This window comes from Paenibacillus sp. TSM33, from assembly GCF_056099025.1.
In genome coordinates, this window is record NZ_JBLZXB010000023.1 from 157,834 (window position 1) to 178,845 (window position 21,012).

19 protein-coding genes and 1 riboswitch are annotated in these 21,012 nt (G+C 47.4%); of the genes, 6 read left to right on the top strand and 13 right to left on the bottom strand.

The window, feature by feature from the left end:
• Window positions 1-8 precede the first annotated feature (8 nt).
• The 8 genes from abc-f to ACN6NF_RS24055 all read right to left on the bottom strand — a co-directional run bounded on the left by abc-f (window position 9) and on the right by ACN6NF_RS24055 (window position 8,994).
• Window positions 9-2,093: a ribosomal protection-like ABC-F family protein gene (abc-f, locus tag ACN6NF_RS24020; RefSeq protein ID WP_474319990.1), complete on the bottom strand. Its 2,085-nt coding sequence runs from the start codon at window positions 2,091-2,093 to the stop codon at window positions 9-11.
• Between the two features lie 103 nt (window positions 2,094-2,196).
• Window positions 2,197-2,340 carry an RAxF-45 family protein gene (locus ACN6NF_RS24025; protein WP_016822706.1) on the bottom strand — a complete coding sequence of 48 codons (144 nt, stop codon included), beginning with the start codon at window positions 2,338-2,340 and terminating at the stop codon, window positions 2,197-2,199.
• Between the two features lie 81 nt (window positions 2,341-2,421).
• Complete coding sequence (locus tag ACN6NF_RS24030; RefSeq protein WP_474319991.1) at window positions 2,422-3,600, bottom strand: MFS transporter; 1,179 nt, start codon at window positions 3,598-3,600, stop codon at window positions 2,422-2,424.
• 67 nt (window positions 3,601-3,667) lie between these two features.
• A riboswitch (purine riboswitch) is annotated at window positions 3,668-3,767 on the bottom strand.
• 55 nt (window positions 3,768-3,822) lie between these two features.
• Entirely contained in the window at window positions 3,823-4,782 is a 960-nt protein-coding gene (locus ACN6NF_RS24035) for an acetylxylan esterase (protein WP_474319992.1), read from the bottom strand.
• A 12-nt stretch (window positions 4,783-4,794) separates the two neighbouring features.
• Complete coding sequence (locus ACN6NF_RS24040; protein WP_016822703.1) at window positions 4,795-5,844, bottom strand: glycoside hydrolase family 130 protein; 1,050 nt, start codon at window positions 5,842-5,844, stop codon at window positions 4,795-4,797.
• A 42-nt stretch (window positions 5,845-5,886) separates the two neighbouring features.
• A complete protein-coding gene (locus tag ACN6NF_RS24045; RefSeq protein ID WP_474319994.1) occupies window positions 5,887-6,720 on the bottom strand; it encodes a carbohydrate ABC transporter permease in 834 nt (277 codons plus the stop codon).
• Between the two features lie 2 nt (window positions 6,721-6,722).
• The gene (locus tag ACN6NF_RS24050; RefSeq protein ID WP_113050056.1) at window positions 6,723-7,607 is read right to left on the bottom strand and encodes a carbohydrate ABC transporter permease; all 885 of its coding nucleotides are present in this window, start codon (window positions 7,605-7,607) and stop codon (window positions 6,723-6,725) included.
• A gap of 67 nt (window positions 7,608-7,674) precedes the next feature.
• On the bottom strand, window positions 7,675-8,994 hold the full coding sequence (locus tag ACN6NF_RS24055) for an ABC transporter substrate-binding protein (RefSeq protein ID WP_474319995.1): 1,320 nt from the start codon (window positions 8,992-8,994) through the stop codon (window positions 7,675-7,677).
• 232 nt (window positions 8,995-9,226) lie between these two features.
• Here ACN6NF_RS24055 and ACN6NF_RS24060 point away from each other — a divergent pair, with 232 nt between their 5' ends.
• The 3 genes from ACN6NF_RS24060 (at window position 9,227) to ACN6NF_RS24070 (ending at window position 12,860) form a co-directional block, all read left to right on the top strand.
• On the top strand, window positions 9,227-10,402 hold the full coding sequence (locus ACN6NF_RS24060; protein ID WP_474319997.1) for an AGE family epimerase/isomerase: 1,176 nt from the start codon (window positions 9,227-9,229) through the stop codon (window positions 10,400-10,402).
• Window positions 10,399-11,598 (top strand): glycoside hydrolase family 130 protein, encoded by a 1,200-nt coding sequence (locus ACN6NF_RS24065; protein ID WP_474319998.1) that lies wholly within the window; start codon window positions 10,399-10,401, stop codon window positions 11,596-11,598. The genes ACN6NF_RS24060 and ACN6NF_RS24065 overlap by 4 nt, the downstream gene beginning before the upstream one ends.
• Before the next feature lie 248 nt (window positions 11,599-11,846).
• On the top strand, window positions 11,847-12,860 hold the full coding sequence (locus ACN6NF_RS24070; RefSeq protein ID WP_474320000.1) for a substrate-binding domain-containing protein: 1,014 nt from the start codon (window positions 11,847-11,849) through the stop codon (window positions 12,858-12,860).
• Between the two features lie 98 nt (window positions 12,861-12,958).
• Here ACN6NF_RS24070 and ACN6NF_RS24075 read toward each other — a convergent pair whose 3' ends face one another.
• Window positions 12,959-13,171, bottom strand: coding sequence for a cold-shock protein (locus ACN6NF_RS24075; RefSeq protein ID WP_016822696.1), 213 nt, complete (start codon window positions 13,169-13,171; stop codon window positions 12,959-12,961).
• Window positions 13,172-13,290: 119 nt separating this feature from the next.
• The gene (locus ACN6NF_RS24080; RefSeq protein ID WP_474320001.1) at window positions 13,291-13,806 is read right to left on the bottom strand and encodes a DUF2179 domain-containing protein; all 516 of its coding nucleotides are present in this window, start codon (window positions 13,804-13,806) and stop codon (window positions 13,291-13,293) included.
• Between the two features lie 156 nt (window positions 13,807-13,962).
• Between ACN6NF_RS24080 and ACN6NF_RS24085 the strand changes: the two genes are divergently transcribed.
• Together ACN6NF_RS24085 and ACN6NF_RS24090 are read left to right on the top strand one after the other, a co-directional pair.
• Window positions 13,963-14,139 carry a CsbD family protein gene (locus ACN6NF_RS24085; RefSeq protein ID WP_013373642.1) on the top strand — a complete coding sequence of 59 codons (177 nt, stop codon included), beginning with the start codon at window positions 13,963-13,965 and terminating at the stop codon, window positions 14,137-14,139.
• Window positions 14,140-14,395: 256 nt separating this feature from the next.
• The gene (locus ACN6NF_RS24090; RefSeq protein ID WP_474320003.1) at window positions 14,396-15,439 is read left to right on the top strand and encodes a stalk domain-containing protein; all 1,044 of its coding nucleotides are present in this window, start codon (window positions 14,396-14,398) and stop codon (window positions 15,437-15,439) included.
• Between the two features lie 81 nt (window positions 15,440-15,520).
• Here the strand turns inward: ACN6NF_RS24090 and ACN6NF_RS24095 are convergent, their stop codons facing one another.
• Window positions 15,521-16,318, bottom strand: coding sequence for a copper amine oxidase N-terminal domain-containing protein (locus tag ACN6NF_RS24095; protein ID WP_474320004.1), 798 nt, complete (start codon window positions 16,316-16,318; stop codon window positions 15,521-15,523).
• Window positions 16,319-16,561: 243 nt separating this feature from the next.
• Here ACN6NF_RS24095 and ACN6NF_RS24100 point away from each other — a divergent pair, with 243 nt between their 5' ends.
• Window positions 16,562-19,108 carry a LamG-like jellyroll fold domain-containing protein gene (locus ACN6NF_RS24100; protein ID WP_474320006.1) on the top strand — a complete coding sequence of 849 codons (2,547 nt, stop codon included), beginning with the start codon at window positions 16,562-16,564 and terminating at the stop codon, window positions 19,106-19,108.
• Window positions 19,109-19,204: 96 nt separating this feature from the next.
• Here the strand turns inward: ACN6NF_RS24100 and ACN6NF_RS24105 are convergent, their stop codons facing one another.
• Window positions 19,205-20,386: an NAD(P)/FAD-dependent oxidoreductase gene (locus tag ACN6NF_RS24105; RefSeq protein WP_474320007.1), complete on the bottom strand. Its 1,182-nt coding sequence runs from the start codon at window positions 20,384-20,386 to the stop codon at window positions 19,205-19,207.
• A 27-nt stretch (window positions 20,387-20,413) separates the two neighbouring features.
• Window positions 20,414-20,845 carry a DUF1641 domain-containing protein gene (locus ACN6NF_RS24110; protein ID WP_474320009.1) on the bottom strand — a complete coding sequence of 144 codons (432 nt, stop codon included), beginning with the start codon at window positions 20,843-20,845 and terminating at the stop codon, window positions 20,414-20,416.
• Window positions 20,846-21,012: the final 167 nt, after the last annotated feature.

The following is a 21,012-nucleotide window of genomic DNA, read 5'->3' on the forward strand; positions in this document are numbered from 1 at the left end:
CCTATCACTTACTCTAGTTCAATCCACTCACCAAGCAATGTGTCCAGCTCCGCTTGCAGTCGCTCACGCACGTCCCACAGCTCCGCCATGCGCGCTGTGTCGCTGCTTGTGCCGAGCAGCTCCAGCTCGGCATCCGTCGCCGCCAATTCAGCTTCCTTGGCGGCAATCGCCCGCTCCAACCGCTCGCTGGACGCAGCGGGCGAGCGAGATGGCTTCGCGGCCTTCGTTCCGCGTGCCCCACTCCGGGCATCGGGCGCCCCCAAGCGACCTCCCGACCCAGAGCGAGCACAGCTCGCATCGGCTCCGGTGGTCGCTCCTGTCCGCGCAGCCATCCCCGCGCCACTACTGGCTGCACTGGCAGACGCAGCCAAATCCGAGCCCGAGCCGCCACCAGATGCGGCTCTGCTCGCAGATGCCGAGCGTACCCCGGCATCCCCTTCGCGCTGCAAGCGAGCGTTTTCCAGCTCACGCTTCTTCGCGCGATATTCATCAAAGCCGCCCAGATAAAAGGACAGCTTCCCGTTATCCAACTCCCACACGCGTCCAGCCAGCTTATTCACAAAGTAGCGGTCATGAGAAATGGCCAGCACCGTTCCCGTATAGGTGCCCAGCGCTTCCTCCAAGGCCTCACGGGAGTCAATGTCGAGATGGTTGGTCGGCTCATCCAGCACCAGCAAATTCGGCTTTTTCATGACCAGCAGCGCCAGCCTTAAGCGGGACCACTCCCCACCGGACAGCATACTCACGGGTTTAAACACATCCGCACCATAAAATAAATACTTCGCTAGCTGTCCGCGTGCCTCGCCTTCTTCCAGTCCTGCTTCCTCCTTAAAATAAGCAAGCACCGTCGCCCGGCTATCCCGTTCTCTTTCTTGTTGCGCCAAATATCCGTACTCGACGCGCGCACCCCATTGGACCGTGCCTGCATCTGCGCTTTCCTGACCAAGCAACAGCTTGAGCAGCGTCGTTTTGCCTGCGCCGTTATCGCCCAGCAAGGCTACCTTTTCACCAAATTCCAGGCTGCCCGTTGCCCCGTTTAAGATCTGACGTTCTTCATAGGCTTTGGTGATTCCCTCGAATTGAAGCACCCTGCGACCGGAACGATCCTCCAACTTTAGGTGAAACTCCGCCCCCTGTGGTTCCAGTACAGGTCGCTTCACCAGTTCCATACGCTCCAGCGCCTTACGAATTGAAGCCGCCTTTTTGAAAAACTTTTCATTGTCGCCATTGCGTCCCCACTCTTCCAAACGGCGGATGGCTTCCTTCATTTTTTTGATCCGCTTTTGCTGTTCCTTATAATCCTCAAATTGCAGAAGCAGACGTTCTTCCTTCTCTTTAACGTATCCGCTGTAATTCGTATAGTACGTAAAGGCCTCGCCATCCTCCAGTTCGATCATCTTGCCGGCAACTCGATCCAGAAAATAGCGATCATGGGATACAACCACACACGCACCTGCGTAGCCCTGCAAAAATTGCTCCAGCCATTCCAATCCTTTCAAATCCAAATGGTTGGTCGGCTCATCCAGCAACAGCAAATCTGGTCGTCCAATGAGCTGTGATGCCAGCGCTATTTTGGTTTTTTCTCCGCCTGACAGTGATCCGAAGTTGCGCGTATACATAGCTTTGGGAATACCTAGCCCATCCGCAACCTGATCTATATTGGCATCCATTTCATAGCCGCCGTTACGTTCAAACCGCTCCTGTAGGGAGGCATACGTTTGCAGCAGCTTCTCCAACAGCTCGGGATTCGCTGTCACAACCGGATCTGACATTTCCCGTTCCAGTGTGGTCATCTGATTGCGGCAATCCTTCAGCTCACGATAAGCGTAAGCCAGCGTTTCGTATACGGTGAAGCTCTCAAACTCTGCCGGGATTTGCGGTAAATAGCCGATTTTCGTATCCTTGGTGATGACGAGCTGCCCTTCATCCGGGCGAGACAAACGTGCAATCAGGCGTAATAGGGTGGTTTTTCCGCTTCCGTTGCGACCGATAAGCCCCACCTTTTCTCCCTTATGGATATCAAACGTCGCACCATCTAAAATCAGATTGGCAGCGTGGTATTTTTTCAATTGTTGACCGTTTACAATGTACATGTTTAGGCTCTCCTTTATTTAGGAAGACCCTTACCCAGGTAACACAAAAAGAGCCGCAGGAGCAACCCCGCGACTCTTCGGAAGATGTAGCAATCCGTTCGAGTTAAGGTAGGCGTCTTCTCGCGATGTTTACAACCGTATGATTAAAATTGGACAGACTTCTCCCGTTGTATGGAAAAGCATGAACAATGCCAGCCATAGCAATCGGCAGCTGGCTAATACGGTTGTTCAGCATCTCGTGATTCACCTACCTCACCTCCTTCTTCATAATTGTGTGTAGTATAGCATGTTTTCTCGTATAATAAAAGAGGGGTAATGGCCTATCGCACTATGAAACGGAGTGTTGCCCTCTGACAGCCTGTGATGTCCCGGCTCTGGTAATCGAAAATACGCCGCAGACAAAGGCAACAATCACAAATGCCCCGCCTACCCAAGCGTTTGTGGCAACAGAAGCGCTATTCTCAATCACTACCCCACCTAAGGCAGAGCCGAGAGCGATCCCGACCTGGAGTGCGGAGAAATTAAAGCTTTGCTGAATACTACCCGATTCGGGTGCATTTTCAATAAGATAACTTTGCATCGGGGGCGACAAGGCCCAACTCAGAATCCCCCAGATGATCAGAAGCGGCGCAAACACATACACCGAGTGAATCGAGAACGGCAGCAGGAACATCACGGCAATAAACACACCCACGACGATGAGAATGCTTTTCGCTGTGCCAAATCGGTCTGCCAAAGAGCCGCCAATAAAACCTCCACTCACTGCCGCCAGCCCAAAGACAAAATAGGCTACACTCACCCACGAGGCGTTTAAGCCCATCAGGTTTTCCAAAAACGGAGTGAAATATGCATACAACGTGTAGTGTCCCGCCAGTGTCAGCGTAGTGACCAGATGGGCACTGATTACTTTAACATTTTTCAAGGACTTCAACTGCTCACGCATAGGCACAACATGCTCCGTTGGAATCCGCTCCATAAACAAGTGCATAATGATCATAGAAACTACGGTCAACAAGGCAATGATCAGGAATAGCACCCGCCAGCCAAACGCATTTCCAATCAGCACCCCGGCTGGAATGCCTAGCACGATGGAGGAACTGACCCCCATGGAGATTACACCGAGAACGCGGGCTTGATAAGCTTTGGACACCACTTTGACTGCAATGGTTAGCGACAATGTCACGATCAACGACCCACTGGCAGCAGTAACGATACGGGATACAAACAACACAGCATAATTCGGACTCCAGAAAGCCAGCAGACTTCCCAAAATAAAGATAAACATCGACCACAAGTACAGTCGTTTTCGCTCGATTTTGGCGGTCAACGCCAGCAAAGTCGGCCCGGCAATAGCGTATACGAGCGCATAGATCATGATAAGCTGTCCTGCCGTGCTTACAGAGACGTTCAAATCCTGTGCAATTTGGGGCAGGACTCCACCGATAATCAACTCCACCAGACCTACCGTAAAGGTCGCAATGGTTAGAATAACTACTTTGAAGTTCATTACATTAGCTCCTTTGCTGTCATGTAAATCCCTCGTATCACGCAAAAAATCCTGACCACAAGAAATGTACAAGATGTACACTTTTTGTAATCAGGATTTATCGGTTCCTGGTAGAGACCCTCAAACCATATTATTGAGGTTATACAAATGGGGCATTCATTTATTACGCTTCACGAAGGTTATAGCTATTACTATAAAGGAGCCTTCGGTTAAGTTCAACCCCTACAGCCGTAAAAATTCACTCATCGCTCGATCCGACAGATAGGGTAAATACTCATGCCCATATTCGTGATATACAAGCAATTCCTTGTCCGATACGATTTTATTGTACACTGCGAACTGTGTGGAAGGTGGGCAAATCACATCCGATAGCCCTGTCACGAACAGCACCCGTCCCCGAATACGTTCTGCTAAATGTTGAATGTCGATGTAGCCTAGGCGGTGAAATACTTCGCTCTCCCGTACATGATTGGGATCAAACCAGCGAAAATAATAAACCAGTTCCTCATAGGCCGATGTCGTTGCATCCAGCGCCCAGGCTCTTTTATAATCCGACAGGAACGGATATACCGGTACCGCCACACGGACACGCGGCTCCAATGCAGCGCAGGCAACCGTTAGTGCCCCGCCTTGGGAGCAGCCAAATGCACCGATCCGTTCCGGATCCACCTGCTCCATAGACATTAGAATGCGCACCGTCTGTACCGTATCCAAAAATACATTGCGGTAATACAACCGCTCCGGGTCCGGGTCGTCGATTCCGCGGATAATATGGCCGCGAACTGTCGTTCCCTGAACCTGCAAATTGTCCTCAGACAGCCCGCCTTGTCCTCGGCAATCCATGGCCAGCACAGTGAATCCATGTGCCGCATAGCTCACCTTGTCGAACCAGTCGCCACTGTCGCAGGAGTACCCATGAAACATAGCCAAGGCTGGTCCTTGTTCCGTAAGATGCTTGGGACGAGCCAGCTTCCCATGAACCCTCGCTCCGCCCACTCCATTAAAATACAGATGGTAACACTCCACCAGCGGAGAGACAAAATCAGCAGGCTCCAGTGTATATTCCAGCGACTGTCGTTCCAGCTCCTGTAGCGCCCGTTCCCAGTACATATCAAAATCCTGCGGCTTTGGATTACTTCCCATATAGGACTGTAGCTGCTGTAAAGACATATCCTCCGGCATGTAAATTTCCTCCTACATCCGGCCTGACTCACGGTCATCTGCGACTACTTCATCCGTCGCGATGACATACTTCATAATGTCAGATACTGTCGTGTATGCGATACCTACATACGTATCAGCGGCTCCATAATAAATCGCAATTCTTCCGGTGTCCGCATCATGCAGTGTAGCACACGGGAACACCACATTTGGCACAAATCCCCGCTCTTCGTACCATTCCTCCGGGGTCAGCACGAAGTTGGAGGAACGATATTTAACTTTGGACGGATCATCCAGATCAAGAACGGCTACTCCCATGCTGTATACCAATCCATTGCACGTGCCTGTCACCCCATGGTAGAACATCAGCCAGCCCTCTGTCGTCTCAATCGGTGCTGGTCCGCCGCCAATCTTCACCGATTGCCACCAGCCCTGACCGCCCTTGCTCATTACATGACGGTGCTTGCCCCAATATACCAAGTCAGGGCTTTCACTCAGGAAAATGTCACCAAACGGAGTATGGCCGCTGTCGCTCGGACGGGATAGCAACATAAAATTTCCATTTAGCTTGCGAGGCAACAGCACTCCGTTGCGATTAAACGGCAAGAACGGATTTTCCAGGCGCACAAAGCTTTTGAAATCCTTCGTTTGTGCGATCCCCAGCGCTGCACCATAGAAATCTGTACACCAGATGATATAATACGTGTCTTCCACTCGAACCAGACGCGGATCGTAAGCATAATTAGGCTGATATTCATTTCCTTCCTCATCGACCATATGCAGACGCTCTGTCTCAATGTCCCAAGCCAACCCGTCATCACTCCAGCCGAGATGCAAATGCGGGCGTCCATTAATCGTTTCAGCACGGAATATCCCTACAAACCGTCCTTCATACGGAGCTACGGCACTGTTGAAAATACGGGCAATGCCAGGCACCGGATTTCGTCCAATGACCGGATTCTCAGTATGCCTCCATACTGGGGCCTCACTGCCTTCCGGCTTATCCTGCCAAGGCATTTTCGACAAGCTGTCTCCTACAATTCGTACGTTACCTACATCCAAATCCACATTCAATTTACTCATACTTAACTCTCCTCTCACCTAGACACTTCATTTTATTTTTTTCTATTTCACTGAACCCTGTGCAAATCCGTTATAGATATATTTTTGTAATGATAAAAATGCAACCAGCGTCGGAATAATCGCAATGATGATGCCTGCGCTAATGACTTCCCATTGCGAACCGTATGGCCCTTTAAACTTAAACAGTGCCGTCGATATCACCTGAAGGCTTGTTTTGGGCATATACAGGAACGGGGTGTAAAAATCGTTGTAAATATTAACACCCTTGATGATGATTACCGTCACAATAGCAGGCTTCAGCAGCGGTAAAATAATGCGCCAGTAGATGGTCAGATAGGAGGCCCCATCCAGCATGGCCGACTCATCCAGCGCCACCGCGATGGAATCCAGAAACTGAAGGAAAATATACACCGCGATAATATCGGTTCCCAAATACAGTAAAATGGCTGCCCAAGGCGTGTTAAACAGCTCCAACTTGTTAATGATCTGGAATGTCGATACCTGTGTCGTCACCCCCGGAATGAGCGTAGCGAGCAAGAACGCACCCAGCATAAGACTTTTACCTTTAAATTTAAAACGATTCAAAATATACGCGATCATAGAACCGGTCAACGTGGCCCCGATGATAGAGATCAGCAAAATAAAGGCTGTGTTCAGAAATCCGGTTAGCATATTTCCATCCACAAAGGCTTTGGCGTAGTTTGCCCAGTTCAGCCAGTTCACCGGGGGAGTCAGAGGACTGGTTGCCGCATATTCAGCCTTCGTCTTCAAAGATGCAAACAAAATCACAACAATCGGCAGTAGAGCAATGAACGCACCTAGCAATAGCGCGGCATACTTGATGGTGTTTGCCAGTAATCTTTTTAGCTTATACATGATTAGTCCTCCTCCCCCCGAATCAGCAACCGCTGAAGCAGCGTAACAGCAACTACGATCAGTAGCAGAACAACCGCCATCGCCGAGGCCAAACCAACCTTGCTGTATTTAAATGCCACATCAATTGTCTGAATGACGAATGTTTTGCTGCCGTTGGAGCCACCAGTCATAATGTACGGAATATCGAATGCACTGATCGCACCACTAATCGCCAAGATCAGGTTTAGCTGCAAAATCCGCTTGATGGTCGGCAAAATAATAGAGCGGAACTGATGCCAGCGGTTGGCTCCATCGATATCGGCTGCTTCGTACAGATCACTGGATATGGAAGAAATCGCACCTAGAAACACAATAAAGTTAAACCCCATGTATCTCCAGATCGACGTACCAGCCAGCGAAATATTAATAATCTCCGGGTTGCCCAGCCACAGCTTGACATACGAACCCAGCCCCACTGCCTGAAGCAGTGTATCGAGGGTACCGTCTGGCTTAAAAAAGAATAGAAAAATAAAACCAATCGCCACCCCGTTCATCAGGGAAGGAAAGAACAAAATTCCTTTAAAGAAATTTTTAAACCAGGTTTGGAAGCTGAGAATGGTTGCAAAATAAAGGGCCAAACCCATCTGTACAAACGTGGCTACAAAGTAATACAGACTGACCTTAAACACCGAGAAATACTCGGGGTCGGTAAAGATTTTGATATAGTTTTCAAAGCCCACATATTCCAGACGCTTACTATAGCCGTTCCAGTCCGAAAAGCTGTATTTAAACATATTGATCACCGGTAAGTACGCAAAAGTGACCAGCAGCGCCAGCGGAATAAATGAAAAGGCAACAATAATCGCTAATCTTTGTTTGGAGTAGCTGAGATTCGAAAATTTAAACATGCTGCACCTCCTGGCTATCCGTCCATCAACTGCCACTTCAAACTCTTCTTATGGTCAGTTCAGATGGCTATTTGGCTTCTTTGGCTGCCACTTCAGCACGCGCCTTCACCCATGCATCGTTCAGATCCTTCATAATGGTGTCATACGATTCCGGGCGGTTACCCACCGCTGCCTCAATAATGCGTTTCTTGAAATCAGGCTGCCACAAGCCGATTTCTCCCATTTTATCGATTTTATCGACAATCCCTTCCTGCCCCTTCGGAGACGGAGTGAGCGCTTCAAAAACAACTCCCTCATTCTCATACTGCTTCAAAATGGCAGGCATTGCGGCACCCTTCAGCGGACTAATGCTGCCTGCCTGCTCTACAGCATAGTTGGACTTTTCGGTAAACCAATCCACCCAGGCACGGGCCGCCTCTTTATTTTCACTGTTTACGTTAATACCGAGGTTAAAATCACCAGCCAGCGGTACAAGTACCTTGGAGGCATTCGTTGGGAAAGGCATAAAACCGATATCATCCTTGTTAGAAGCTAAGCTTTTGATCTGATCAATCGCCCAAGAGCCAAGCACCATCGTACCGATTTTGCCTTGAGCAAGATCCGCCTTGGAGGTCTCCCAATCCGTAGTCGTTGGATCTTTTTCAATCAGACCATTTTTAGCCGCATCGTACAGGACCTTGTACAGCTCATAGTGAGGCTGACCCTTCGTGAAATTATCATCTGTAGTCGGTTGTGTGACATTCACGTATTCCTTCGTACCCGCTACTGTTGCCAGGCTAGACTCCCACTGAGTCAGTGCCCAGCCAGAGGCATAGTTGGTAAACAGCGGCACTGCCTTGGTTTTGTCCTTAATTTGCTGTAACGCTTTCAGGAATTGATCCGGTGTTTTAGGAATTTGTGTGATTCCTGCTTCCTTGAACACCTTTTTGTTATAAATCACACCCGAGTAAACCATCGCAATCGGAATACCGTAGCTGTTACCATCCACTGTACGTTCTTCAATGCCGGTATACTTGTTTTTCATCTCCTCATAAGTACCTAGAGGCTCGAAAAAATTGGGTAGCTCTTCAATTGGAATGCTTCCAGGAATTAGCAAGACATCTCCGTAATCCCGAGTCCCCATCCGAATTTTAATTTGACCATCATAATCGGCCAATGCCTGAAAATTGACCTTCACGTTCGGATAAAGTTTGTTAAATTCCTTGGCGTAATCCTGAAATACGGTATCCACAATATCTGTCCGCTGTGTGATCACCGTGATTTCCCCTTCCGGTCCCTTCGGATCAGAGCTGGTAGCTGGCGCATCCTTCTTTGAGGTACAGCCAGTAAACAGTCCCGCTAACAAAAGCACGGATAGTAATGACATTAAAACCTTGGACAACTTCATGAGACGACCCCTCCTGTTGTTTTTAATAAGGTTATCGTTAAACTAACAAAATCATTTTATTATGTTAGCGCTTACTGTGTCAATTACAATATTTTTTTGTAAAATATCGCGGTCCTCATCTTGTGAAAAACACAAATTTAGCATGGTTGACAGTTTATAAACACCTAGATATGATACTTCTGTAAAGTTAACGATAAACTAATAAAACATTTTCCGAAGGAGGCTTTGTCTCTTGGAAACACTAGTACACGAAATTAGACAGGAATGGCAGGAACACATACTCCCATTCTGGCTAGGCTTGAAAGATGAAACGCATGGCGGATTTTATGGCGAGGTAGACGTGGATCTGCACATCCATAAACAGGCGGACAAAGGTGGCATCGCCACTTCGCGGTTACTCTGGTCTTTCTCAGCAGCAGCCCGTGTAACAGGGGAACGTGCCTATGCAGATGCGGCACGACATGCTTTCACATTCCTGCGAGATCACCTGCTTGACCCATTACATGGCGGAATATACTGGATGGTGGACTACACCGGGCAACCTGTGGATACGTGTAAGCATGTATACGCGCAGGCATTTGCCATCTATGCGTTGGCAGAATATGCACGAGCTACGGGTGACCCAAATGCATTGCCACTGGCAATGGAACTGTTTCGCCTCGTGGAGCAAAAAGGGTATGATCCTGCTCTCCAAGCATACGGAGAACAATATGATCGATCGTGGAACGCGCAGCCTAACGAGCTACTCAGCGAAAATGGAATTACCGCGCATATTACTATGAATACGCATATTCATGTTTTGGAAGCGTATACCCAATTACTGCGCGCCCATCCAAACGAGGAGGTTCAGGCTGCACTGAAAAACGTGCTGGACATTTTATATCATCGTGTTTACGATGCTTCCGCCCGGCGGTTGGGAGTATTCTTCGACCGAGAATGGCACTCTCTGCTTGATCTGACCTCATATGGTCACGACATCGAAGCCAGCTGGCTGATGGAGGACGCCATGAATGTGCTGGGTCATCATCCATCCGAATATGTGAATATGGTGATGGATATTGCCAGCGCGGTAGCTGAGCGGGCTGTTCAGCCTGACGGATCGCTCATCAACGAACGGGAGGGAGAGCGGGTAGACACCTCACGTATCTGGTGGGTACAGGCCGAGGCAATGGTTGGCTTTTACAATGCATTTCAACGGACACAAAATGGGGAATATTTGAAAATTGTACGAAATCTATGGACCTATACCCGGCAGTATATCATCGATCCACGCGCCGGAGGCGAATGGTTCTGGTCGGTTCAAGCGGACGGTAAGCCTGACGCAAGAGAGATTGCAGGTCCTTGGAAGTGCCCATATCATAACAGCCGATTTTGCATTGAAATGCTGGAGAGGATGGAAAAACAATGATTCATAACAAATACGATGAGCTGCTATTGCAGCAAGAAGAACTGATTACGCGTCCCAATGAGGTTAAAACCTCCTTTTACAATGGTATCTATGAACGCTACCTCTATCCGGTGCTCACACGCCATCATGTCCCCATTCACTGGCGGTTTGATCTGGATGCACAAACCAATCCCTTTTTCATGGAACGACTGGGTGTCAATGCAGCATTGAATCCTGGAGCGATCTATCATGAAGGAAAATACATTCTTGTTTCGCGCACCGAGGGACTGGATCGAAAGTCGTTTTTTGCCTTGGCAGAGAGCGATAACGGCATTGATCAGTTTCGGTTTATTGACGCTCCCCTAGTATGGGATGATATCGACCCGGAAGAAACCAATATGTACGATATGCGGCTGGTGAAACATGAGGACGGCTGGATTTACGGTATTTATTGCTCGGAGAAAAAAGACCCAGACGCGCCATCTCACGATACCTCCAGCGCTGTCGCTCAAGCTGGACTGGTCCGCACTCATGATCTCCGCACATGGACCCGGCTTCCCAACATCACTACCCAGTCCCCGCAGCAACGTAACGTTGTCCTGCACCCCGAATTTGTGGACGGTCAATATGCCTTCTATACTCGTCCCCAAGATGGGTTTATTTCCACCGGGTCAGGCGGGGGCATCGCGTTCGGTCTCTGCAAAGATATTACACAGCCCGTGATTGAACATGAGACAGTCATTGACGAGCGCTACTATCATACGGTATACGAAGTCAAGAACGGGCAAGGTCCTGCTCCGATCAAAACGAGTCGCGGTTGGATTCATATCGCTCACGGGGTACGCAATACAGCCGCCGGGCTGCGATATGTGCTGTATACCTTTGCCACCAGTCTGGAAGACCCTACGCGCGTCATCGCCAAGCCCGGTGGGCATTTTCTGGCTCCTTATGATGAGGAACGCGTGGGTGATGTTTCGAATGTTATTTTCTGCAATGGAGCAGTCGTTAATGAACGGGATGAAGTCTTCATATACTACGCGTCCAGTGATACCCGTATCCACGTGGCGACGACCACGATTGCCCGTCTGGAGGACTATACTTTCAATACACCATCCGACCCATTGCGTTCTCTTGGCAGCGCCGCTGTCCGCCGTGAGCTGATCCATCGCAATGAAGCGCTATTGCAAGCAAGCAACCGTCCTTCCCAGCGGATCTAAGCCGTAAGCTTTATCCTGCTTGTGGAACCATGTATACTATCCATAGAACAATTGTTACCCGCAGGCTAATCGTTGTTCTATGGGCAGCTATGCTGCCAATCCTTGTATCTTTACAGAGCAGCTGCACCGCTAAGCTAATTGAATTTCTACAAGCGGATAAGCTATTCATATTCACCCCAGCATTTTGCAATCGCTATCTGAATGTAGGCAAAATGCTTATCTTTTTAAAATTGGAAGGCGGAACAGGAATGAAGAGCAACGTAACGATGCGGGATATTGCAGATAAGCTGGGAATAAGCAGCGTGACCGTGTCGAAGGCGCTCAATGACAAGGATGGGGTTAGCGAGGAACTCAAAGAACGTATTAAAACACTCGCGGGCGAAATGGGTTATCGTTTTAATACCGTTGCCAAGTCTATGAAAGAGGGGCTCACCTATAACATTGGTGTTGTCATCCCTGAACGTTTTACTGGTCCTGGCCAATCGTTTTATTTGCATATTTACCAGCAAATTTCACGGGCACTAGAGCCATACGGCTACTACGGTATCCTTCACATCCTCCATCGCGAGGACGAAGAGCAACTTAATCTGCCACGTATCTATTACGACCGTAAGGTGGACGGCTTCATTCTTCTGGGCCAAGTGAGCAAGCCATATATTGAGCTGGTACAAACCATGGACCAACCTAAAATGTTTCTCGACTTTTATGATGAGCATGCCGATATCGATTCTGTGGTGACGGATAATTTTTACGGAGCCTACGAGCTAACCAATTATTTGATCGCCCAGGGACACCGGGATATTGCTTATGTGGGAAATATCTATTCCACCAGCAGTATTCAGGACCGTTTCCTCGGCTACTATAAATCCTTGCTGGAGCACAGGTTGCCCCTCCGTAACGAGTGGGTACTCAGCGACCGGGATGACGAAGGGTCCTATGTTGAAATGGAGCTGCCTAAGCCACTACCGACCGCCTTTGTATGCAACTGCGATCAGGTCGCTCACAATCTGGTGCACCAGCTGATTGGTCTGGGATACCGCGTACCTGAGGACTGCTCCGTGGTCGGCTTCGATAACGATGTATACGCCACGCTTATTGTTCCACAACTGACCACGGTCGGAGTAGACATTGAGCAAATGGCACGTACCGCGGTAGATTCAATGATGAAAAAAATAAGCCATCCCGGCAGTCGTTTTGGTCGAGTCCTTGTACAGGGCCATATTGTGTATCGTGATTCCGTACAGCCCCTTGAGAGGTCATGATCCGTGAATATTCCACAACCAAAAGCCGCTCAGCATATCGCTGGAGCGGCTTTTGACGTCTATAAACTTTGCAGCGTAATCATGGGCTTACCCTTCAATTAAGAGCGCTGGGCGACAAAGGAATTGCCCGTCCGATTGAGAATCGGCAGCATCCGCATTTCCTGTCCCATCGTGGCTTGGCAAAGTGGACAAGCTGGCTCGCTCAAAAAGGTAAAATCCGTTCTCATCCATCCGTTGCAACCCTCGTTGGTACACGACCAAATAGCCGTATTTTCCTCTGGAATGATTTCCGGGGCCTGGCGTCTGTACATCTATATCCCCCCTTGGTTGTTATAGGGGAACATCCCCTGTCGGCATACTGTTAATTCCCTCCTGTGCGGGTATTAATATGCTCCAACCAACGAAAAATATGCGTATTTTACCAAAATCCTTATTTGCGGATAGCCTTGGTCCAGAAACCGCCATGAAATTGCTTCGGTTCTACCGTAATGACAAAAGCCTTGGGATCCAGCTCCAGGATAGACTGATACAGCTTATTCTGGTTTTTACGCTTGGCCAAAATCTCCATCACGAGGCGTTCTCCATCACGTCCACTACCCAGCCAGGCTGTAACGCCGTACCCTTTGTCTCGCAGCGCATTGGCAATTCCTCCATTGATCTCATTGCTGATCACCTTCACAGTGACATAACCGAGCGCTATCTTCTCCTCAATCCATGCTCCAATAAGAATACCCACTGCGTAGCCTATAGCGTATACCGCAAGACTCGCCACTTGATCCAGATACTTAAGCACGACATTCAAGCCCAACACATAAACCGTAACTTCCACGGTGCTGATGAGTGCAGCAATGTACTTCTGTCCTTTCAGCGTCAAAATCATGCGCAGTGTATACGCCGATACATAAATAAGTTGAATCACGAGAATAAACGATAAAATTTTGAGCATACGCTCACTCCTTATTTCACGATCTAGTTGACCCCGTCCCCAACATTATGCCCCTGTCTGTGATCTACAGCCTCACGTTTCGTATTACCCTCGCTCGGGTAATGACTAACTACAGCATGCTGAATGAAAGTTTGATTATATGAGGAGGGCTATACCATGAAGGATAACGGAATTAGCGATAAAATCAAAGGTAATGTAAATAAAGCTAAAGGTGAAATCAAGGACCAAATCGGAAACGCCACGGATAATAAGTCCCTTCAAGCGGAAGGTAAATTGGATAAAGCCAAAGGTCACCTTCAGGAAACAGCAGGCAAACTGAAGGACCACAAATAGTCCAACTTTTGATACCCTAACGCACTGTACTCCAAACAAGTCTTGCTGTCTTGTACAGCGGACTTGTTTTATTTTGTTCGGTTACTTTTGGAAAAATATTTACGCAGACAGGGCAACTTTTACAGTCGCTTTTGCGTCTAACTAATATAAGCACAACCAATAACAACCCTTCCAACCTGTTGGATTTTGTATGTATTAATGTTACTCTAGTCTATGTATCAAGCTATAATTCTTAAATAAAGGGGTAGACCAACGAATGAAATCATTGAAGTCCATGAAGAAACCTGTCATCATCACTGCCGTGTCGGCCTTGGCCATCTCCGGGGCTCTGTTCAGCCAATCTACATATGCTGCACAAGTAACTAAGCCGATCCAAGCAGTATATAACAATATTAAAATTATCTATAACGGAACCGAGGTTGCCTCGGATGCTAAAACAGAACCATTTCTGCTGGATGGCGTGACGTATATCCCGCTGAAGCTGGCAGGTACAGCTTTGGATAAAAAAGTAACATGGGATGGCACAAACAAACGCGTAGTCATTGCTGACAACGGCGTTCCTATTGATCAGTCTACGGTTACAGCACTGAACAACCAGATTACGACGCTGACTCAAGAACTGAACACAGCCAAAGCAGCGAATACAACGAAAGACGCTACCATTGCTCAGTTGCAAAAAGACAATCAGACGCTGAAAGATGAAGCGAGCAAAAATAGTTCAAGCACCTTGAAAGACCTCCAACGTAAGCTGAACGATGATCACAGAGATGACTACAACACCAACTCGGATATCACGCTAGACGGTAACAAAAACGATATTACGGTGACCATCGAAATGACGAAATCCAGATGGACTGACCTAACCAACAGCAGAAAGGAAAGCTTCCTGGAGGACATTGTAGAAGATATTTTGAAAGAGTATAAGGATGCTGATGTTGAGGGTACGATTAAAAACTCCAGTAATAGAGATAAAATGGCGACCTTTACAACCAACAGCAGAGGCGATGTTACTTTGAAGGATGTAGCTTCTTCTCTGGATTCAAGTACGATTCAACGTAACTTGTCCGATAGATATGGCACATATAATGGAGTCGGCTTTGATTTCACCGTACGAGGCGACAGCAGTGAAGCTATCGTCGAGGTTTATGTAAATTCGGATGACTGGAATAAACTTTCGAACAATCAAAAAAATAACCTGACAGATGGCGTTACTGATTATCTTAAAGATAGACAGTCTGTATCCAAAGTCGTTGGATATGTACGTAATAAAGGCAACAGCAGCCAAATCACTACTTTCTAAAAAATTAATCTTTCAAAAAAGCGACAAAGGCTATATTGCCTTTGTCGCTTTTTTGATGATGCACAACCATCATGAATTCAATTATTGAATCAGCCTGCCTACAGAAGTAATGTATTTTATATAATCACTATCCGCATTAGCTGTACCTATATTTTTTGTATAAACCAAATGACCTGCGCTGGTTATTTTGACTTTGTGAAATGAACCGGGTTTAGAATAAGGATCTACACTATAGGTCCCTTTGCTATACACAATCATAGGATTGAAGTCAATTTTCTTGAAAACGGGCGATAAGTCGCTCTTATACGTAGCATGAATATTCAATACGCCCTGCTTTTGATCCCAGTCAAAGGAAGTAAGATCAAATGCATTTGCATCAATGACTTGGGCCAAGTCTTGTCCCTTGAACCTCATAAGAACTGAACTTTCTGTAAAGCTGTCATGCCTTAGCTTCAATAAGCCACGCTTGGAATCCCACTCCATCTTCGCATCTGTATCTTTCAGCAGAATGGATACTGGCAAAAACATCGCATTACTTTTCATGATGGGGATTGTGTCCATTGTCATCGGCTCACCATTAACCAATATTTCCGGTGATCCGATCGTAGCCGTTACATTACGCCCCAAAATATCAACAGAAGCGGTTTTACTCGCTGCATTGTAAGTTACTTTACCACCCAATATATCCTCAGCTGCTTGAAGCGGTATAAGCAATCTACCTTTCTTATCCACAAAGGGTGATGCAGGGTAGGTGTATAAAACGTAATGATCATTGACCTTCAGGTGTATGGGGGTCTGAGCTTGAGCGAATGTCGAATTCGAGTGTACAGTAGCAATACTAAATAAGATCACAAGGCATACGAACAACCTGATTTTCATAATATCCTCCTTTGTTCATAAACAGCTCACAAACATAACTGTTTTATTCATATATAACGTACCTCCGCTAATGCATATCGTCAACCATAATTTATAATCTCTACCTAATTATAGATTAATCACCTTCTTCGCAGCTATGTAATTCATAAATACATTAATTATATTTATAAATATAAAGGAATTTTAGCGATGAAAGTAGAATATATCACCGTATTCCACTTTAGAAAGGGGTAAATGTATACGATGGGAAGATTGCTTAAACGTAGAGCCAGGTCGAGCATTGCATTAACAATGACTTTATTATTGGCAATTGCAGCTGTACCATTAGGTACACTGGACGCCGCAGCAGCGGAGACGAACCAGAACAAGAAGCAGGATGTGCCAACCTTCTCTGATGTATCGGTTCACGATCCTTCGATTGTCAAAGACGGTGACACTTATTATGTGTTTGGGTCGCATATCGCCGCAGCGAAGTCAAAAGATCTCACAAACTGGACTTCTTTTGCAAACGGTTACACTACGCCTGGGAATGCCCTTTACGGGGATTTATCGAAGAATCTGGCCGGATCTTTCGCTTGGGCGGGCGAGAATGATGCGGATAGCAAAGGAGGATTCTCGGTATGGGCACCCGATGTATTTTGGAATGAGTATTATGTCAATAAGGATGGCACAAAAGGGGCCTACATGACTTATTATAGTGCCTCCTCCACCTATATACGTTCCGCAATCGGCATTGCCGTTGCCCCCAACATTGAAGGGCCTTATCAATATGTGGATACCATTGTGAACACTGGTTTTACAAAGGAGACTGCATTCGATAAAGATAGCAAAGTGGATAAAAAGTGGACAAATACACCGATTCCACAACTCATTAATGAAGGCAAGCTGAAGGGCCCCAGAGCAGGATGGTTTAACGCCGATGGTTCTTATGCGAATCGGGTGTTCCCGAATGCAATCGATGCAGCAGTCTTTTATGATACAGACGGGCGCTTATGGATGACGTATGGGTCATGGTCCGGGGGTATTTTTTTGCTGGAGCTGGATAAAGCAACTGGCAAACCAATCTATCCAGGCCAAGATGGAACTACGGAGGATGGCCGGCTGATTGATCGTTATTTTGGCACCAAGATCGCAGGTGGATACGGGGAGTCCGGGGAAGGTCCGTATATTGAATACAACTCAAAAACAGGTTACTACTATCTGTATGTAACCTATGGCGGACTTGCAGCTGACGGTGGATATAACATGAGGTTATTCCGTTCCAAGAGTCCAACAGGACCTTATAAGGATGCCAAAGGACAGAATGCTGTTCTGCCAGCAAACACCAAAAATGTATCTTATGGAAACAAATTAATGGGTAACTTCTTGTTCGATAGCAAAATTGGCGATCCAGGTACAGGTGTGGGCTACGGCTATGTATCTCCTGGGCATAACTCGGTATACACTGATCCTGCTACCGGACAAATGTTTGTTGTCTTCCATACCCGATTTCCTCAGCAAGGGGAGACTCATGAGCTGCGAGTACACCAAATGTTTATGAATCAGGATGATTGGCCTGTGGTAGCTCCTTACCGTTACGGCGGCGAGACGCTTACAAAGCTGGATGAGAAACAATTCATTGGTGATTATCAATATATTAACCATGACAGTGATTCTTCGGCGACGATCAAAAATACGCAGTTCATTCAGCTGAAAGCAGATCATACGATTAAGGGCGATGTGCAAGGAACATGGCGCAAGTCAGGAGATGCGAATATCCAGCTAACACTGGATGGCACTGTGTTTGATGGAGTATTCTTGAGACAATGGGACCAGGTAACGAATCAATATATTTTGGCGTTTACAGTTCTATCGAATAAAGGCGAAATGGCCTGGGGCAGCAAGTTCCCTGATATGACGGATACGACAGTCGTTGACAGTGTGTATCGCGAATTAGATCTTGGCGATACGAGCCGGGTGACGGCTAATCTGACGCTTCCGAAGGAAGGCAGTCGCCAATCCGCGATTACCTGGAAAACTTCAGACCCAGCCGTCATTTCCGATATAGGTGAAATCAAGCACCCCGGGATCGGTGAAAAGGCTGTATCCGCTACTTTGACGGCTACCATCACCAAAGGAGGCAGCAGTCGGGACAAAGCTTTTAACATTACAGTAGCTCCTTATGAAAAGGCAACATTGACTGCTTCATACCCATTTGAAAATAATCTAAAGGATCAGAATAATGCTTTTGCCAATGGTAAGGTTATCGGTGACCGGATCGATCAGCAGGGTGGAAGTGTATCCTACGCTGAAGGCGTAAAGGGCCAAGCTGTAGTTCTGAATGGAAAGTCAGGTATTGCTCTACCTGAAGGACTCATATCCAGCTCAGCCTATTCTGTGTCACTGTGGGTGAAGCCTAGCGAATTGACTGTGCATACACCAACTTTTTTTGGAGCTAGGGATAGCAACCACTGGGTTAGCCTTCTACCCAGAGGACCCGAGAAGGATAACACTATGGTCTGGTCTGGCAGCTCAACTTGGTATACTGGCAGTACGGGCCTGAGGATCAAAGCCAATGAATGGACACATCTCGCCTTCACTGTAGATCGTGGGGTGTTAGAGGTGTATGTGAATGGCAAAATTCAATTTACCGGCTCAGAGTTCCCAGATATCTTTACCTCTAAATCTGGAACATTCAGCTTAGGGGTCAATTGGTGGGACCCTACGTTCAAAGGATCTATAGACGAGCTGAATATATTTGAAGGCGCGCTCCCTCCTGCACAGGTGGAAGAGTTAGCCCAGATGAAGTGAATTAAGACTATTTGTGAAATGCGTAAGCATAGCTAGTGTCGAAGAATGAAAAAGAGAGCGCTGAACAGCGCTCTCTTTTAATAAACTATATAAATATTAATAGGCCAGTGCAAAAAGTCCTTTGATGTGGGACAGGTAACGGATGTTACTGCCTTCTTTCATCAAAGTAGCTACAGCGCCTTTCAGTTGGGTGCCATTCGCGCCTACAGTACCGATCGCGTCTGTTCTTCCCAAGCTGCCCAGTGTACCGGAGAACACTGGCGTAAAGCGTTCCATTTTCGCTCCGTTAAAGTAAGCAAAAAGGTTGTAACCCACGGTTTCGCCCATTTGCCAAGCCAACTGTGCAGTTGGAGGATATGGACGCTCGCCTTCACCCGGGAACACTACTGCGCTGTCGCCAGCGAGGAAAATGTCTTCGTGGGAAGTCGATTGCAACGCACCATTCACAGTTGCGCGACCACGGTTTACTTCGATACCGGATGCGCCAACCAGTGCATTACCTTGTACGCCGCCTGTCCAGATCAGTGTGTTCGTTTTGATCGAACGTCCGTCTTTCAGGAGAACTTCGTCAGCTTTCATTTCTGTAATCGGAACACCCGCTACGATTTGAACGCCACGTTTTTCAAGGCTTGTTACTGCACGATCAACCAGTGGTTGAGGGAAGCCTGCCAGAATAGATGGTCCAGCTTCTACGCAATACAAGTTAATATCTTCGTAGTTGATGCCTTTTTCACGGCAAACTGCAGGCAGTTTGTCAGCATATTCGCCCACCAGCTCAACACCAGTCAGACCGCCACCACCGATAACGATGGTAGCGTCCGCTTTGTTACCGGATTGCTTGTAAGCATCCAGACGAGCTTCCACATGTGCGCGGATGCGATTGGCTTCTGCTACTGATTTCAGCGTGAAGCTATGTTCTTGCAGCCCTGGAATACCGAAGTATGCCGTTTCACTGCCCAAGGAAATAACGAGAGCATCATAGCTCAACGTAGCACCACTGGCCAGGGTTACTTTCTTATCGTCCGGTTTGATTTCGGAAACCGTATCCACTTTCAGGATAATATCCTTGTTACGCAGCAGTTTTTCCAAAGGAAGCGCCACAGCTTTTTCGGCAATCGTACCTGCCGCCAAACGGTGCAGTTCCGTAATAATTTGGTGCGACGCAAAGCGGTTTACCACTGTAATGGTTGCTTGGCTAGCGTCCATATGCTGGCGTGCTGTAAGAGCGGCCAGCAATCCGCCGTATCCGCCGCCCAAGATCAAAATTTGCTTCGACATGTCCATCCTCCGTTCTCGATCAGGTAATTATTTGCTTTCGCGTTGGCGCTCATTCAGAATATCCAGGAAAGCCTGGCTGAAACGCAGCGTTTTTTGTACATTAGGATCTTTAAGCATTTTGAGCAGGCCAAACAGACCTACACTACCTTCCGTAGTTTGTACACGGTCATTTGCTTCAATTGCAGCAGAAGCCAATCCTTTAGCCGAATCTGTAACAGGCTTCACAAACTCTCCCATGGAGTTTTTCATATCTCCGATAAAGACAGGGTCAGTTGCCAGACTGCGAGCTACATCATAAGCGTCGGTCATCAAAGTAACCATTTCAGTCAACTTTGGCAGATTCTCTACCAGTACGGTCAGCGATTGCTGAACCTCCGGTTTCATCAATTGGTCCAATACATCCCGAGACTCTTTGGTAGCTTCTTGTGTTACGGCCACCTCTTGTTGGTTTTCAGACATGCGTGAACGTCCTCCTTTACTGTGAAAATAGAAGTCCATTCCTTTCTCGTAACCTGTATCATAAACTCTAGCAATAAAACGTTAATGAATTCGCCCTTAAACATGCAAGAAGCACAGCTTAAACCGGCCTATACCCTAAAGGGCAAGACTGATGATCGCAGATGCCA